Consider the following 17428-nt stretch of genomic DNA (forward strand, 5'->3'; position numbering starts at 1 on the left):
GCCTCCTAACTCTTGACCGCACCTGCAGCCATACCTTCGATTATGTTTTTGTTAAGAATAAAATACACGATCAGTGTAGGCAGGATCGATATTACGATCGCCGCAAATGTACTTCCCCAGTCCACTCTTCCGAACTGCCCCACAAAGTCATTCAGGCCAATTGGCAGAGTTTTCATATCAGAAGATGAGATAAATGTATTGGCATATGTAAATTCGTTCCATACAAAAACAAAATTGTATGTAAGAACTGTCATTGTAGTATTTTTAGCCATAGGTACCACGATCTTGCGGAATGTGGTTCCCATTGTGGCACCGTCAATAACTGCTGCTTCCAGAAGAGAATCCGGCATAAATTTAAAAAATCCGGTGTAAAGATAGATACACATTGGAAGTCCGAACCCGATCTGCGGAAGCACCAGTGCCCAGTATGTATTTCTCAGTCCGATCCTGTTATAAATCTGGAACATGGGTATAAGGCAGGAAAAAATAGGCACCATCATTCCAAACAGGAAAAATGCCATCAGTGCATTGGCATATTTTACCTTTACCTTGCTGATCACAAATGCAACCGGGCATCCCAGGACTACGATGCCAAGAAGTGTGAGAACTGCCACAACCGTACTGTTAAGAAAATATCTTGGAATGGATGAGATCGTCAGTGCGCTGATATAGTTTCCAAGATAAAATCCTGATGGCAGGGCATACTGTGCAGTATATGTCATTTCATCCGGTGTTTTCAGACTGGAGCAGATAACCCAGAAAATAGGGTAGACCTGTATCATGACAAAAATAAGGATCACTACATAGAACACAGCACGAATAGGTATATTTTTTCTTGATTTTATCATTCTGACCCATCTCCTTTCGCCGATCCCAGGCATTTCTGTATAATCCCTACTGCTACCAGACATTCAATGACCAGAAAAACGGACAATGTACTTCCATAGCCAAAGTCAGCCGAATTAAAAGCGGTTTTATACATATAAGTTGCCACCATCTCTGTTGATCTGGATTTATTGTCAAGAATATAGAATACATCAAAGGTTTTCAGACAACCATTTACAAGCATTACAATGACAATGCTGAATATATTTTTCACCAGTGGAAGCTTTATGTAACGATACTGTTGAAAAACATTGCAGCCATCCATTGTAGATGCCTCGATCACATCCTTTGATATGGATACAAATGCGGAATAAAAAATGATCATGTACAGACCACAGTATTTATATCCATCGATCAGGGTTATGGTAATCAGCGCTGTATGGGAATTTGCCAGCAAAGCGATAGGTTCCATTCCCAGTTTTTCCATCACATAGCAAACCAGGCCCTGGGGCTGGACAGAAAGCATTTTGGAAAAAATCTGGCAGATCGCCATAGATGAAATGATACATGGAATAAAATAAATAACCCGCAGAATATTTCCACCTTTGGAAATATGTGTAAGCAAAATTGCCAGGATCAGTCCTGCACATAACTGGAACAAACTTCCCAATACAACAAATTTAAGATTATTTACAACAGCCTCACGAAATGTCTCATCCTGAAACATCCTCACATAATTTTCCAGTCCGATAAACTTCATATCACCGATTCCATTCCAGGAAAAAAGGCTGTAACCCATTGACCACAGAATTGGGATGATAACAGTAAGAATATATACGAACAGTGCAGGAAGAACAAACGGTAAAGGCTGGATTTTATTTCTGGGCTTCATATCCTCTCCCCTTTCATACGCAGATGCAGATAAAATTCCGCATCTGCGTATTCTCTCAGTTATTCTTCAGTGTCAAAATAATCAGATGCATACTGTTCTACAGCTTTGTCCATGTTTTCGCAGAACTCTTCAGGAGTTGATTCTCCCATTCCAAGGCTTGCCAACTCTTTTCTGTAAACCTCGTTTGTAGAAGGATCCAGACGAACATCCCAGCACTGGGCAAAAGTGCCGCAGTTCTCAAGATCACTTAAAATCTGCTGTGTAAGCTCCGGAAGCTTCTCCGAATCACTTGGCATCATGGATGGAAGCATATTGAACTCATACATTGCCGTATCAGCAAAATTATCCCATACATAACTGATGAAATCTTTCATCTCATCACTCATGGAATCCTTGAGAATGGCAGTTCCGATTCCACAATTCGCATAGTAATCATTTTCTCCTGTAGCGGTTCCTTCGCTGTCTACAGGAAGTTTGAACATGGAAATGTCATCTTTAAGATTTCCCTCATCATCTACAAGATCCGGTGTATCCCATGTTCCGGTGTATAACATTGCCGCACCACTGTTCAGAAACAGATCCATCTGTGCGGTAGTATCTGAACTTGTCCATCCTTCACTGAAATACTGGGCTATATCCTGTGTATACTGGGCTGTTGCGATACCTGTCTCAGAATTAAATTTTCTTTTCCCATTCTTGCATTGTCAATGAAGTCATTTCCTTCCAGTCTGAAAGCCTTAAATGCAGGATAACGCATGATCATGTCGTAATTTCCTGCGGATATCGGGGTCATTCCCGCATCTTTCAGCTTCTTGCACACATCCAGGAGGTCTTCCAGTGTCTGAGGTGTTTCAGTAATTCCGGCTTTTTCAAACATGTCTTTGTGATACCAGAAATACTCTACATTTCCCTGCCAGGTCATAAGGTAATTGCTTCCGTCACTGAGTTTCGGATAATTCAGTGCAATATCAAAGAACTTGTCTTTGATACCCAGTTCATCATAAAGGTCATCCACACTGTAGATCAGATCCTTTTTGCAAAGTCCTTCAAAAATGCCTCCGGATCTGCGTCAAACCAGTCCGGCAGTTCATTGCTGGATGCAAGGATCTTGATCTTCTGAAGATATGTTTCTCTGTCTGCAATAGACTCTACATTGAATTCAAAATCCGGGTGATCTTTTTTATAATCTTCTGCAAGCTTCTTCAATGTTTTCAGTGCCGCATCTGTTTCGCCCCTGGCACTGATATAATTGATCACAAGTGGTTCGGAATCCTCTTTTTTATCTGCCCACACATTCATCATGCTGAATGAAGAGAGACACATCATTGTGGCAAGTGTAGCAGCCATCACTTTTTTTAATTTCATTTTCGTCCTCCTTTTGGTACATTTCTATTCATCCGGATTGAATATTTTGTTCCGCTTTCCTTATCGATGAGACCATTATATTAAATCCGTCCGGAAAAATACATGGAAAATCTTCGCTGTACCTGGAATATTTTCTCCAATCTTTCCCCCACACTTGTGAGAATTTTTCCCTTATTATATAATGTAGCCAATAAAACCAGAGGGGGGATTCCATGATAGAAAATCTGAAAAAAAAGGTGTTTCACTTATTTTTAGGAATCAGTCTGAAACGCAGGCTTTTTATTACATATCTGCTGCTCAGTTCTCTGATACTCATGCTTACTTCCGTGTTTTTTTATACTGCATCCAAAAAAGTACTGATCAAGCGTGCCGCACTTTCCAGTCAGCAGCAGCTATCCCTGATCACCAGCAACCTTGGAGAAAAGATCGATAATATATCAAACTATGCCATCACCCTTTCCATCAACAGCAATATCGCCGATGTTTTAAAAGAAAATCCCACAGTTCCCGAAAACACACTGGAACATTTTCTGGTAAATTCCGAGCTTACAGACCAGGCCCAGCGTATCATCGGACTTCACAAAAACATCTATGCCTGGGATATCCTGGATACAGAAAACCACTGGTTTCACAGCAGTACCACAGAAACAGATCAGCTTGATTCCATTTTAGGTCCCGAAGTCCTTGACAGCCTTCAGACTAATCTGGCCTTTCAGTTTCTCGGACCCTTCCAGATAAGTGGGGAGCCAACCTTTGTAGCCTTAAAAAGTATTACAAACATTGATAACACCAAATATCTGGGCGCCCTGGTCCTTCTGATCAGAGAAACAAATATTTCCTCTGCATTCCGCGACCTTCCGGACAGCTCTTCCAGGGATTTCTATATTACTGATGAAAATGGACAGATACTTTCCTCTTCTTCATCCGGAGGTATTTATAAAGACTTCTCATCCTATACAAAAATCAGTTCAGAGAATTATAAAACCCTGACAGAAACCGACAGGCAGTTTTTTCCGTAGACGGCACTGACACTCTTTTTATCTGCAAATCCTATCCTGACCTAAACTGGAATGTGATCAACCTGATTCCTCTGGAAAGCCTGACTCTGGATCATATGGTGATCCTGCACAACATTCTTCTGATCAGCATTGTAGTGTTTATTTTATCTGTATTTTTTCCATATTATGTACAGGTACTGTCACCGCACCTATACAGAAACTTGTGGAAAAAATGAAATCTGCATCTGCCGGAAAGCTGAATATTTCTGCCAGTTACTCTTCAAATGATGAACTTGCAGTTCTCTATAACCAGTTTAACCTTATGATGCAGAAGATCCAGACATTACTTAACGATATCTATGAGGAACAAAATGCCAAACAGAAAATGGAAATACGTCTTTTACAGTCCCAGATCAATCCCCATTTTCTTTATAATACTTTAAACACCATCAAGTCTCTCATAGAAATTGATATGAATGATACCGCAGTAAAAGCAGTGTCTGCCATGTCATCTTTCTACAGAAACTCTCTTTCAAAGGGACAGTTTATCATTCCTCTGCGCCAGGAGCTGCTTCTTACAGAACAGTATCTTTATATCCAGAATCTGCGGTATATGGATTTTGTTGATTACGAGATCATCTATGAGCCGTCCTGGGAGGATCATGGGGCAGAGATACCCAAGCTGACCATACAGCCTGTTGTGGAAAATATTTTTGTCCACGGACTTACCAGCCAGATATGCCATATTCACTTAATTGTTTCTATCAAAAATGGTACCATCTGTATTTCTGTTTCTGATAATGGTTCCGGTATCCCGCCGGAAAAACTTGCCGAACTTAACCGTTCTATCAGAGACTTCAAAACTGCCCGACATTCTTTCGGGCTTCCAAGTATCAACCACAGGATTGCTCTTCTCTACGGTGAGAATTACGGACTTACCATCGAAAGTTCACCTGAAAAGGGAACCACTGTAACCATAGTAATACCTGACAAAAATCTGATCGAGGGGGAAATATAAAGTGAAAACACTTGTAATTATTGACGACGAAGTTTTTTTCAGAAAATCTCTGATCAATTTTCTTGAAAAACAAAACCTTTATAACATTGCAGGGGAAGCTAATAACGGACAGGCCGGAATCCGGCTTATTGAAAATGTTAAACCCGATATTGCCCTTGTGGATATATCCATGCCGGTTATGAGCGGTCTGGATATGATCGCAGCTCTTGGAACAGACTGTCATACCAGGTTCATCCTTTCCACAGGATACGAAGATTTTGACTATGCCAAAAAGCCATCTCTCTTCAGGTCCGCGGATACCTCCTGAAGCCATTGGATCACCGGGAGCTTATGGAGACACTCCAGAAAGTAAGTGACGAGATCGATCAGGAAAATTCCAGAAACAGTTATGTGAATAATTATTTTCAGTTCCGCGATCTGTATACACGGCAAATGCAGCTTAATTTCTTCCAGAAGGTGATCAGCGGAACAACCATTTCCCCGGATGATCTGGAAAAAATTCCGATTCATAAAACTTCCGATTATCTTACCATTCTTATGGAGATCCACAATGCCAATCCGGAAATATGGGATGAAAAAGGTGATTTTTCTCTGCTCCACACCATCCTGGAAAATATATGCAGGGAAATCTTACAGCCTGTGTGCAAAGAGCTTATTTACATTGACTATTCTCAGATGAGACAGTATATCATCATGGAAAAAAGCTCTGATTTTTCTTTTACCGATCTGGAACAATCCTGTCTCAGACTTGCCGGGATATATGATAATATCGCACAGATTTCCACTTTTTTCTGCTGTGGAACACCTCATGAAGGCGTGGAAGGAATCCGCTATTCCTATGAAGAGGCTCTTTCTGTTTTTCATAACAGAACTGCGTCTTCTTCCGGATTTCTTTATTTCACGCCCCAGTCCCATTCCGGTGATTTTACATTAAAGCCTCTGGTTTATAATGATATCCTGATCTTTCTGCGCCAGCAAAATTCACCGGCTCTCTGTAAATATATTGATGAATATTTCAACGATATCATCACCAAAAAAATCCATATCCGGCAGACCTGGAGTGTAGCTGCTGCTTTTCTTACTGTACTTGACGGTTTTATCACGGAGTGCAGTCAGCGTGAAACGCTTTTTCCTCTTCTGGAAAACGCCCTGAATACTTACCAGAACTGCCAGAGTGCCCTGCAGTTAAAACAACTGCTCCAGTCTACCTGCAAGGCAGTTCTGGATTCTCTTGCTGATGAAAAAAATCCGCGGAAGTCAGCTCTTGTATCCCAGGTTCAGGAATATATCTGTCTGAATTTTAATCAGCCGGATCTTCGTCTTGAAACCATTGCTTCCCATTTTTTTGTCAATCCCCAGCATCTCTCTGCTGTATTCAGTCAGGAATCCGGAGTTACACTTACCTCATATATCAATGTCTGCCGCATGAAAAAAGCCAGACAGTTTCTTCTGGAAGACAGCCCTTCCATTCAAAATGTAGCTTCTTTATGCGGATTTTCTGATTCCGGATATTTCAGCAAATGTTTCCGGAAATATTACGGAATCTCTCCAAAAAACTTTGTATCCCTGACTGAAAAGAACAGTTATCCAGGTTCTATCGGCATATGATCTTTATATCATTAAAGCGTAACGTTTCACCGCTTCATCTTATTAAAATTACATTTTACTCTAACATATGTTTTATGTAAAATGCAAGTTCTTTTTATTGTGCAATATCCCGGAATGTGTTAAGATAAAACCTGCGACTTTATACAAATAGCAGTTTACCATACTGCAATAATGAGGTGAGTTATGAAAGAAAGAGAAAAACTTGGATCCCGTCTGGGATTCATTCTGATTTCTGCTGGCTGTGCCATCGGAATCGGAAACGTCTGGAAATTCCCTTACATGGCCGGACAGGGCGGTGGCGGCACATTCGTACTGTTTTACCTGATCTTCCTGGCCCTTCTTGGACTTCCTGTTATGACTATGGAGTTTTCTGTTGGACGTGCCAGCCAGAAGAGTCCTGTCAAAGCATATTACGCACTGGAAAAACCAGGACAGAAATGGCACATCCATGGATATATCACTCTGATCGGATGTTATCTCCTGATGATGTTTTACACCACTGTTACAGGCTGGATGCTGAATTACTTCTATATGACAGCCACCGGTAAATTCCAGGGACTTGATTCCGACGGTGTTGCAGGACAGTTTACCAACATGCTTGGCCAGCCCGTTACTATGGGATTCTGGATGATCGTTGTTGTTATTGCAGGTGTTTTTGTCTGCTCCCGCGGTCTTCAGAACGGCCTTGAAAAAGTTACCAAGGTTATGATGATCTCTCTTCTGGTGATCATGGTTGTTCTTGCCATCAACAGTTTTACCATGGATGGTGCCAAAGAGGGACTGAAATTCTACCTGATCCCGGATTTCGAGCGTATGAAAGAGATCGGTATTATTTCTACCATTACCGGTGCTATGAACCAGGCATTCTTTACTCTCAGCCTTGGTATCGGTGCTATGGCTATCTTCGGAAGCTACATCGGAAAAGATCACGCACTGCTTGGTGAATCCATGAATATTGCGCTTCTGGATACTTTTGTTGCGATCACCTCCGGACTTATTATTTTCCCGGCATGTTTCACATTCAATGTTGACCAGACTTCCGGACCGAGCCTGATCTTCATCACACTGCCGAATATTTTCAACCACATTCCGCTTGGAAGACTGTGGGGAAGCCTGTTCTTCATCTTTATGTCATTTGCAGCTTTCTCTACCATCCTGGCTGTATTTGAAAATATTATTTCCTGCGGTATGGAGCTTACCGGCTGGAGCCGAAAAAATCCAGTCTTGTAAATGCCATCGCCATCATCCTTCTGTCTCTGCCATGCGTACTTGGATACAATGTATGGTCCTGGGACTGGCTCAAGGTATTCGGCGGCGCAATTCTCGACCTTGAAGATTTTCTGGTAAGCAACATTCTGCTCCCGCTTGGTTCTCTTGTATACCTGCTTTTCTGTGTTTCCAAACGGGGCTGGGGCTGGGAAAACTTCACAGAAGAAGCCAACACCGGAAAAGGCATGAAGATCCGGAAATGGATGCGCGGATACATCACTTATATCCTGCCGCTGATCATTCTGTTTATCTTCTTCTTTGGTCTGTACGATAAGTTTTTTGCATAAAATAAAACTTTAAATAAAACACCCCTGACGGATATCGTATGTGATTTACACACGCGATTTCCATCGGGGGTGTTTTTGTTGAGTCAGGCGGATATTCACAGCCTGCATTCTTCCCGATACAAGCAAGTCCCCTCACTGCGTATTGCTTTTCGTAATTGAAGCAGGGAACTTACTTGATTCAGTTAAGAATTTTACCTGCCTAGCAGCTCCAGTACTTCCTCTCTGCTGATCAAAGCCTGGCCGATTCCCTCGCCGTTTAAGATCTCATCAGCCAGTTCCCGTTTTCTTTCCTGAAGAGCCCGGATTCGTTCTTCTATGGTGTCTTTCATAAAGAGGCGGTAGACACTGACAACGTTCTGCTGACCGATGCGGTGGGCACGGTCTGTTGCCTGATTCTGCACGGCAAGATTCCACCAGGGATCGTAGTGGATCACAATATCAGCTGCCGTAAGATTCAGGCCTGTTCCTCCTGCTTTCAGAGAAATGCAGAAAACAGAAGTATCATCCTCATTAAATGCATGTACCATCTGCGCCCGTTTTTCCTTGGAAGTCGATCCGGTCAACATATAAAAAGAAACTTTTGCTTTTTTCAGACGGACAGCCAGCACATCCAGCATGGTGGTAAACTGGGAAAAAAGCAGGATCTTATGTCCGCCGTTCACCGCATTCTGAACCAGCTCCATGCACATCTCCAGCTTGGAAGAATTCCCTTTGTATCCTTCATATACCAGCCCCGGATAACAGCAGATCTGCCGAAGCCTTGTGATCTCTGCAAGGATCTGCAGTTTAGAAGTGCGAAACTCCGCATCCGACTGCATCCCAAGCATCAGGCGAAACCGTTCCGTATGGGCCTCATACAGCTCCTTCTGCTCGCTTTCCAACGGGGAAAACATATCTTTTTCCAGCTTATCCGGAAGATCCTTCAGCACATCCCTCTTCAATCTCCGCAGCACAAAAGGCCGGATCATCTTCTGCAGACGTTCCATGGCATTGGAACTGCTGTACTGCACAGCCGGAAGTTCGATCTCCTTGCGGAATTTCTCATAAGAATACAAAAATCCAGGCATCAGGAAATCAAAAATACTCCACAGCTCACTGAGCCGGTTCTCCACCGGTGTACCAGTTAACGCCAGTCGGAATTCTGACCGGATCTCCTTCACAGCCTTTGCCACCTGAGTTCCGTGATTCTTGATATACTGCGCCTCATCAATGATCTGCACAGCAAAATCCAGGTTCTGATAAGCCTTCAGATCCCGTTTCAGAAGGTCATAGGAGGTGATCAGAACCTCTCGTTCTCCCGCATTTTTGATCAGTGCTTTCCTCTCCTTCACATCACCTGTCACAACGGTAGCCGGAAGTCCCGGCGCAAAACGTTCGATCTCGTTCATCCAGTTAAACACAAGTGAAGCAGGCGTTATCACAAGGGCACGTCTGTTTTCTCCCGGCGCAGATTCCTGAAATTCTGACCAGAGAAATGTGAGCACCTGGAGGGTTTTTCCAAGTCCCATATCATCTGCCAGGATCCCTCCAAACTGATTATGCTTCAGAGTTTTGATCCAGTAAAAGCCCTCTTTCTGATAGCCCCGGAGGATTTTTTCCTGCTCCCTGGGAATCTGAAATTTATGTTCTTCCATTGTCTGCATGTTCCGGATCAACGCACGAAAGGCATTGTCCTTCTCTACCTTGATCAGATCGCCGCCCTTCAGCTGACTGTCCAGATACATAGCACGATAGGCCGGAACCTGAGTCTTTCCTTTTTTCAGTTCACGATCACTGATCTGCAGTCCATTTTTCAGAGCAGAAAGCTCCCTGAGCTGACCATCGGAAACATCCAGAAAGCTGCCATCCTTCAGGCGAAAATATTTTTTCCTGCGATCGTACCTGGAAAGAATATCAAAAAGCTGCGCCTGATCCATCCCCTCCACATCCAGATCCAGGTTCAGAAGTCCGGCTGACAGAGAAACGCCAAGACGGATGTTTGGCAGCTTTGTCACCCTCATCTGTTTGATGGACTGGGAAATATAGACAGCTGCAACTTTCTGCATGGCGGGGATCCCTTCAGTAAGAAGCTGGTAGAGCTTTTCTTCGGAAGCTTTCACACTGTCGGGCTTCCCTGAACCTTCCCTGCACAAAGATTCCAGTTCCTCGGCACGACAATCCAATGCCAGCTCCATCCGCTGGTCATCATATCCGTTAAAATATTTTGACAGCAGTGCAAACACGCCAAGCTCTCCCGGAATATCCCTGGTGCGGGCAGACACATCTCGGTCAAAAACCGAAAATTTATCCTTCCCGTAAACAGAAAATGCCTTACAGGTGATCCAGTCACGCTCCGGCGCATCCAGATAGATCTCATATGCAGCCTTGTAGCATTCAAGACCTGTTTCTTCCGGGAAATCCCTGAGATCACAGTGAAAAAATTTTTTCAGGGAAGGAAGCAGCTCACGCACAAACGCAGGCACATCCGGTTCATCAATAAAGCCTCGGCCTGCAGGAAGCCGCTCCAGGCAGGTAACAAATTCCTCCACTGCTCCAAGCTCCTGCCTAGAAACCAGATATACCTTTGCATTATCAAAATACATATGATACCGTATGCCTGTCACACTGTATACCGGCGCGATCTCAAGAGATAACCCCTGATCCTTCTTCCGGATCATCAGCGTCCTGTCCGGAATTTCTCTGACAGAATGCCATGTTGTTTCCGGATCATTGTTCATTTTGAACTTGAAACTTTTTTCGCCAAGTATAAGAAGCAGATCCTCAAGTTCTTTTCTGTCAACGGTAAGATCCCTCACCTTTTCCACAGCTATATTCTTCAGCTGTTCATATCTGGACATGTAAGTGCCGTGATGATTCTCGACCCATTCCCGGATAAAGGACAGCACGCTTCTGGATCCTTCTGAAAAGGCTTCATCTGAATGGATAAATTCCAGATTTTTTCCATAAGAAACCTTCTCATTATGATCCAGGTTCCACACAAAGGCCAACACGTCCTTGAGGATATATTTTTTCTCACAGCCAACGCGGAATTCCACGGTAAAACAATTTCTCACAGAATTAAATTTCAGGCAGGTTTCCAGCTCCACCCTGCCAAAATACGGATCCCCGGAAAACGGAAGCATACGGCTGTATAGCTGGCGATTGAGGAGGCTTTTCAGCTCAACGGTGGTTTTCGTTGCAGGCTGCCCTGGTCCGGATAAAGCAGCCGGAAATGCTGTTCCGCTGAATAACTCTGCCTGCTTCTGTTCCTCATTCTGCTGTCTGCGGATTTCCACACGCTCATAGGCCTTACGGTCTCCATATTCCAGAAGCACTGCCACGCAATGCTTACAGATTCCGGAATAGCTGCGAAAGGCCGGGCAGTCACAGTATGCTTCTTTTATGCGGTCCGCTTCTGTATCATACTGAAAGCCTGTATTGTATACATTACGCCCACTTCCCTTCACTGCTGCAGATATTTTATCCACAGCTCCTTCCGACTTAATATCCAGCGACTGAATCCTCTTTCCGGTACGATAAATATCAAGACCTCTCTGATATGCCGTTGTATTACAAAGTGCCCGTATGGCTGTTCGTTTAAGCATGCATCTTTCCCTTCTTTTCTTATCGCGTTTCTTCCATTATAAAAGGAGACCTGCACTGTGACAAGTCTCCTTATAGTACTCATTGATATCTCATTCCTGATCTGCCTATAGCATTTCCATAAAATCCCGCATCAGGTTCAGCTGCTCTGAAATGAATTGCTGCATCAGACGTTCCCGTCATACGTTGGTACAGATAACTTTCTCAGCAGGCTTTCCTTCTTGCTTCATCCTCTTTCCGCTCTTCTCCGACTTCTGTCATCAGATACGGATCAAGAACCTCTTCCAGCTCTTTCTCAGTCATGATCCCTTGTTCCAGAACAAGTTCCCGGACAGACTTGCCAGTTTTTACTGCAGTTTTTGCGATGGTTGCAGACGCCTTGTAGCCAATATGCGGGCAAAGAGCCGTTGCGATTCCTGCACTGCTTTCCATCAGGTCTTTGCAGTGTTTGCGGTTTGCGGTGATTCCTGTGATGCAGTTTACGATCAATGTATCCACTGCTTTTTCCAGAGTCGTAATGGATTCAAAAAGATTACAAAATACAACCGGCTCAAAAGCATTCAGCTCCAGCTGTCCGGCTTCTGCCGCCATGGTAATGGTGGTATCATGTCCTACGATGTGGAAAGCAACCTGGCTTACTACCTCCGGAATGACCGGATTTACCTTACCTGGCATGATGGAAGACCCATTCTGCTTTGCTGGAAGATTGATCTCCCCAAATCCGGTTTTCGGGCCGGAAGACATCAGTCGAAGATCGTTGCACATCTTGGAAAGATCCACCGCACAGGTTTTTACTACACCGGATACGGCAACAAAGCCGTCCAGATTTTCTGTTGCGTCAAAAAGGTCCTCGGCCTGTTTCAGCGGATAACCTGTAATCTTTTCCAGATTTGGCACGATCTTATAAAAATAAGAATCGGAAACGTTGATAGCAGTTCCCACTGCAGTTCCTCCAAGGTTTACGGTGTACATTTCCCTGTGAGCCTTTTCGATACGTTTCCTGTCTCTGGAAACCATGGACGCATAACCGTGGAACACCTGACCAAGACGGATCGGAACTGCATCCTGAAGCTGTGTACGTCCCATAGTGATCACGTCATCGAACTCCTCTGCCTTTTTTGCAAGCTCCTTCTCAAGTCTTACCAGTGCTTTTTCCAGAGGTGCAAGAAGATCCAGAACGGTAAGCTTACCGGCCGTCGGGATCACATCATTGGTGGACTGCGCCATGTTTACGTGATCATTTGGATGGACCATTTTATAGCTACCCTTCGGACATCCGAGGATCTCACCGGCTCTGTTTGCGATCACCTCATTCATATTCATATTTGCGCTGGTTCCGGCACCACCCTGAATGGCATCTACGATAAATTCCTCAGCCAATTTTCCTGCGATCACTTCATCACAGGCTCTGACAATGGCATCTGCCTTATCCTCCGGAAGAAGCCCTGCATTATTATTAGTGATAGCTGCTGCTTTTTTAATCTGTGCCAGGTTCCTGATAAATACCGGATGAAGCTTTGTACCTGTAATAGGAAAATTCTGTTTTGCCCTTAAAGCCTGAACTCCGTAATAAGCCTCTGCAGGCACTTCCATAGTTCCGATCGAATCTGCTTCCAGTCTTGTTTCTGTTGTCATTTTGTCATCCCTCTTCTTTCTTCTGATCCTGTGCACATCTGATTTGCTCCGCCCTCTGATCTCATCTTTTTCAGTCCGACGGATATTCACTGTTTACAAATCATTCTGTTATTTTCATTTTTATCAGCAGCTGTTTTTCTGATTCCTAAGAAACTAACACTTTCTTTGTGGCTTGTAAATACTTTTAAGGGAAAACCATGATTATCCGTGTTTTTCAATAGTTTATATTAATCTTTTTAAGAGTTTCTTTTATTTTTCTTATTTTTATTAAGTCGTTTCTTGTGTTGTGATAACACACGCAGTATAATCAATACAGAAATACCTATTTTCAATCCACTTCCCTACGCAGCCCTGTACCAGTTACAAATAACATTTTTCATTGAAAGGAGACATTCTACATGGAACACAAACTCGACAACATCGACCGAAAGATCATCGAAATGCTTCAGAAGAACGCCCGCACCCCGGTAAAGGAAATCGCAAAGGAAGTCTTCCTCTCATCCCCCGCTGTTTCCGCCAGAATCGAACACCTCGAAAAAAACGGGCTGATCACAGGCTACCACGCCCAGATCAACCCGGTATTTCTCGGTTATCATATAAAAGCATTCATCAACCTGGAAGTAGAACCCAACCAAAAAAAGACTTTTATCCCTTCATCCAGTCCATCCCAAACGTCATCGAATGCAACTGCGTCACCGGCGATTACTCCATGCTCATCGAAGTAGCCTTCCGCTCCACCATGGAACTGGACCACTTCATCAACGAACTCCAGCAGTTCGGCCGCACCAAAACACAGATCGTATTCTCCACCAGCGTAGAACACAGAGATCTGCCGGTGGAGTAACCCCCACCGGCATTTTTTATAAACCATATCACATCGCTCTACCAGCCGACAGCGAAGCGCCTCGGCCACCCTACCGTCAGACAACCGGAAACTCAGCCTTTCCTCCCAGGCATCCAGCGCAGCGCTGATGCCTCATCGCATTCCCGGCAGACCACTCAACCCAACATTTACACCCAAACTCCCGAGCAGCCACCCTCCCCTGACGCCTTGAAAAACCAGCCCGTGAGGCGTGTGCTGCCTGTCGCCGGACTCTGCAGGAGGGGAGCTGATTCTTGGCTGGCGGAAATCTGCGTTGTTTTTCAAAAGTCCGCTGTCTGAGCGGCTGCAAGACGCGAGTTTGGACTTTTGGAAAACGATTTTAGCAGAATTCCGGCAGCCTAGAAGCCAGCCCCCGACGAAGCCCCGGCGACAGGCAGCACACGCCTCACGGGCGTCCGTATTTCAACAAAAAAGAACAGCAATGAACCTCAAATCCACCACTGCTCTCCATTCATTTCCTAAATCACTTTCCCATCAAAGCAACAATCTTCTCCTTCAGCTCCCGCGCATTCTTCTTCGGATCCTCCGCCTTCATGATCGCAGAAACAACCGCCATACCACTCATACCGGCGCCCTCAAGCACATCCATATTCCCGGCATTCAATCCCCCGATCGCAACCGCCGGAATCGGAACCGCCTCACAGATATCCTTCAACGTAGAAACCTTGGTAAGGATCGTCACAACCTTAGTAGTAGTAGGATAAATCGCCCCCACACCAAGATAATCCGCACCATCCTCATAAGCCTTCACAGCAGCCTCCACCGTCTTGGCAGTAGCCCCCACGATCTTATCCGGTCCCATCAGCTTCCTTGCCACAGCAACCGGAATATCAGAAGCTCCAACATGCACACCAGCCGCATCACAGGCCAGCGCCACATCCACACGATCATCAATGATCAGCGGCACATTGTAACGATCTGTGATCTCCTTCACCTTAAAAGCCTTATCCAGATACTCCCGTCCACCCTTATTCTTCTCGCGAAGCTGGACCAGAGTCACACCACCCTTACAAGCCTCCTCAACCGTACGGAGCAAAGACTCCTCCGTATGATAAGAACTATCCGTCACCAGATACAACGTTACATCCAAATCTTTTCTATCCATCCTAATCCCCTCTTTTTCAGTACATTTCAATCTTCAACAGATCCAGCAGCTGTCGATCCGAAAGCCCATAGATCTCATCCAGCAGATTTACCTGAAAGCTTCCCGGACCGCGGGAAATCTTCTCCGCTTCCTCGCCGGCGATACCCATAAGTGCAGTACCAAGCACTGCCGCAGCCAGATAATTCCCGGATCTCCCATTTAATTCCATCTCAACGCCAGACCAGACACCTGCCTCTATACTATCCGTCATCTCTTTCGCAATATTATCTTCGCACCCCGGCAAAAACGCCGCAGTCAGTGCACCGACCATACAGCCGGTTCCTGTGATCCCGGACAGCGCCGCACTGCCATTTTGTACCAGAACAACCCGTTCACCATCCGTAACAAAATCCTGTTTCCCGGTAGCCAGCACGATTGCCTGATTATTTCTGGAAAAAGCCTTAAGCACTTCACTGACTCCATCGATATTTTCCTCAGTCAGAGCATCCTCGACACCCGCATCGATTCCGATCGCATGAGACGGCAGCCCGGAAACAGCCAGAAGCTCTGACATATTTCCCTTCAGCACTGCCGGATGACCGATCCTTAAAAGCTCCCTCGCCAGATCCAGCCTGAGATCACTGCAGGCAACCCCTACCAGATCCAGAAGAACCGGAATCTTATTTTCCATCGCTGTTCTCATAGAACGCTTCATTGACTCGATCCTGGCATCGGTAATATTCCCGAGATTCAGCATCAGCGCACCAGCCGATGCCGTAATATCTGTCACCTCTGCCGGATGCTCCGCCATGATCGGCCTTGCACCTACTGCAAGGACCACGTTGGCACAGTCATGGATCGAGATCGGATTGGTGATGCAATGGATCAGCGGCTTTTCTTCTTTAATTCGCTTTCGCAGTTGTAAAATTCTTTGTCTCATATGTTTTTGAACCCAAAGCTGCCTGGAATTTCACCAGAAGACCTGCTTTACTCAGAGCCTTCAGGAAAATATAGGCAACACATCCTCCCATTGTGGTTGCTGCAAGGAACATCGGCGTATAATAAAATGCTGTCAGTCCGCCTCTTCCCATCAGGAATGCCATCACCGGATAAGAAACCATGGACCCGATGATACCCGTTCCAAAGATCTCACCGATCACCGCGCAGATGATCTTGCCTTTGGAAAGTCTGTAGAACACACCTGAAAGGAATGCGCCAAATACTGCACCGGTCAGTGCAAGTGGCGGGATTCCCATGAACATCATACGGATCACGCCGATCATGGTCGCACAGAGAAGGGAATACCACGGTCCCATCAGAACCGAGCATACGATATTGACAAGATGCGCCGTGGGGCACATTCCCTCAATCCTCAGGATCGGTGAAATAACGACACCGATCGCAACCATCATTGCCAGCATTACCATACGAAGCGTGTGCATCCTTTGTTTTTCCATAGTGTTTTTCCTCCCTGAAATATCAGACAGAGCCCTGTCAGATCCGGGCAAAAGCTTCCCGTCTGCTGCAGTCTGCCCTTAGATTTTGGCGGTCGAAGTTCCCTTACTTCCTCTCACTCCGAAAACACGGATTCCCATCGCTTACATGATCCTTCCGGAAAAAATCCTCCGGAATATCACTCTCCTGCCAGACATTAAGGCGCTCCCCTTCCTGCCCGCTCTTTCGCAGAAGCTCCACATGCAGTCTCTGTCACTTTCACATCCCCACATTGTCAGAACATTCCAGTTCCATTCCTGCATCCGAAAAGAGCGCATCCCATGGAAAACTCCACGGAGACACGCTCTCAGATCACAATCCCTCCGTTGGCATTACCCAAATCAGGTACGGTCGAAGATCTATCTTCCTCTCAGCCTGTCACACAAGCTCCCGCTGGCTCTTTTCTTTTCTGTTTTTCAATATAGCACACACCTATCCCATTGTCAAACCTCCACTGCTTATTGCTCTTTGCACTCCCGCCGGAGACG

The 17428-nt window shown here is 45.1% G+C and carries 14 protein-coding genes, 2 pseudogenes and 1 riboswitch; of the genes and pseudogenes, 6 read left to right on the forward strand and 10 right to left on the reverse strand.

Going from position 1 to position 17428, the window contains the following annotated elements:
• Positions 1 to 5 precede the first annotated feature (5 nt).
• From CK1_RS11000 to CK1_RS11020, 5 genes are read right to left on the reverse strand one after another with little or no spacing between them, the layout of a single operon-like run.
• Positions 6 to 848 carry a carbohydrate ABC transporter permease gene (locus CK1_RS11000; RefSeq protein WP_015526309.1) on the reverse strand — a complete coding sequence of 281 codons (843 nt, stop codon included), beginning with the start codon at positions 846 to 848 and terminating at the stop codon, positions 6 to 8.
• On the reverse strand, positions 845 to 1717 hold the full coding sequence (locus CK1_RS11005) for a carbohydrate ABC transporter permease (protein ID WP_015526310.1): 873 nt from the start codon (positions 1715 to 1717) through the stop codon (positions 845 to 847). Before CK1_RS11005 ends, CK1_RS11000 begins: the two co-directional genes overlap by 4 nt.
• 59 nt (positions 1718 to 1776) lie before the next feature.
• Positions 1777 to 2301: a type 2 periplasmic-binding domain-containing protein gene (locus CK1_RS11010; RefSeq protein WP_015526311.1), complete on the reverse strand. Its 525-nt coding sequence runs from the start codon at positions 2299 to 2301 to the stop codon at positions 1777 to 1779.
• A 47-nt stretch (positions 2302 to 2348) separates the two neighbouring features.
• Complete coding sequence (locus tag CK1_RS11015; protein ID WP_306288879.1) at positions 2349 to 2732, reverse strand: extracellular solute-binding protein; 384 nt, start codon at positions 2730 to 2732, stop codon at positions 2349 to 2351.
• An 8-nt stretch (positions 2733 to 2740) separates the two neighbouring features.
• On the reverse strand, positions 2741 to 3082 hold the full coding sequence (locus tag CK1_RS11020; protein ID WP_015526312.1) for a type 2 periplasmic-binding domain-containing protein: 342 nt from the start codon (positions 3080 to 3082) through the stop codon (positions 2741 to 2743).
• A 212-nt stretch (positions 3083 to 3294) separates the two neighbouring features.
• Between CK1_RS11020 and CK1_RS11025 the strand changes: the two genes are divergently transcribed.
• The 5 genes and pseudogenes from CK1_RS11025 to CK1_RS11045 all read left to right on the forward strand — a co-directional run bounded on the left by CK1_RS11025 (position 3295) and on the right by CK1_RS11045 (position 8262).
• Positions 3295 to 4101, forward strand: a complete 807-nt coding sequence (locus CK1_RS11025; RefSeq protein WP_015526313.1) for a cache domain-containing protein — start codon at positions 3295 to 3297, stop codon at positions 4099 to 4101.
• 160 nt (positions 4102 to 4261) lie between these two features.
• Positions 4262 to 5098: a sensor histidine kinase gene (locus CK1_RS11030; protein WP_306289096.1), complete on the forward strand. Its 837-nt coding sequence runs from the start codon at positions 4262 to 4264 to the stop codon at positions 5096 to 5098.
• Position 5099: 1 nt separating this feature from the next.
• Positions 5100 to 5405, forward strand: coding sequence for a response regulator (locus CK1_RS11035; protein ID WP_306288880.1), 306 nt, complete (start codon positions 5100 to 5102; stop codon positions 5403 to 5405).
• 23 nt (positions 5406 to 5428) lie between these two features.
• Positions 5429 to 6706, forward strand: a complete 1278-nt coding sequence (locus tag CK1_RS11040; RefSeq protein WP_015526315.1) for a helix-turn-helix transcriptional regulator — start codon at positions 5429 to 5431, stop codon at positions 6704 to 6706.
• A 183-nt stretch (positions 6707 to 6889) separates the two neighbouring features.
• Positions 6890 to 8262 (forward strand): annotated as a pseudogene (locus CK1_RS11045) (sodium-dependent transporter).
• A 191-nt stretch (positions 8263 to 8453) separates the two neighbouring features.
• Here the strand turns inward: CK1_RS11045 and CK1_RS11050 are convergent.
• Entirely contained in the window at positions 8454 to 11846 is a 3393-nt protein-coding gene (locus tag CK1_RS11050) for a DEAD/DEAH box helicase (RefSeq protein ID WP_015526318.1), read from the reverse strand.
• 202 nt (positions 11847 to 12048) lie between these two features.
• Positions 12049 to 13479, reverse strand: a complete 1431-nt coding sequence (locus CK1_RS11055; protein ID WP_059086967.1) for an aspartate ammonia-lyase — start codon at positions 13477 to 13479, stop codon at positions 12049 to 12051.
• Positions 13480 to 13877: 398 nt separating this feature from the next.
• On the opposite strand from CK1_RS11055, the pseudogene CK1_RS11060 reads away from it, so the two are divergent.
• Positions 13878 to 14323, forward strand: a pseudogene (locus CK1_RS11060) (Lrp/AsnC family transcriptional regulator).
• A gap of 502 nt (positions 14324 to 14825) precedes the next feature.
• Here CK1_RS11060 and thiE read toward each other — a convergent pair.
• Genes thiE through thiW form a run of 3 tightly spaced genes read right to left on the reverse strand, consistent with a single transcriptional unit; the run spans position 14826 to position 16903 of the window.
• A complete protein-coding gene (thiE, locus tag CK1_RS11065) occupies positions 14826 to 15467 on the reverse strand; it encodes a thiamine phosphate synthase (RefSeq protein ID WP_015526321.1) in 642 nt (213 codons plus the stop codon).
• 16 nt (positions 15468 to 15483) lie between these two features.
• Positions 15484 to 16386 (reverse strand): hydroxyethylthiazole kinase, encoded by a 903-nt coding sequence (thiM, locus tag CK1_RS11070; protein WP_021652219.1) that lies wholly within the window; start codon positions 16384 to 16386, stop codon positions 15484 to 15486.
• Complete coding sequence (thiW, locus tag CK1_RS11075) at positions 16349 to 16903, reverse strand: energy coupling factor transporter S component ThiW (RefSeq protein ID WP_015526323.1); 555 nt, start codon at positions 16901 to 16903, stop codon at positions 16349 to 16351. Before thiW ends, thiM begins: the two co-directional genes overlap by 38 nt.
• Before the next feature lie 338 nt (positions 16904 to 17241).
• A riboswitch (TPP riboswitch) is annotated at positions 17242 to 17344 on the reverse strand.
• Positions 17345 to 17428 lie beyond the last annotated feature (84 nt).

Source organism: Ruminococcus sp. SR1/5, from assembly GCF_000209835.1.
Lineage (GTDB): Bacteria > Bacillota > Clostridia > Lachnospirales > Lachnospiraceae > Blautia_A > Blautia_A fusiformis.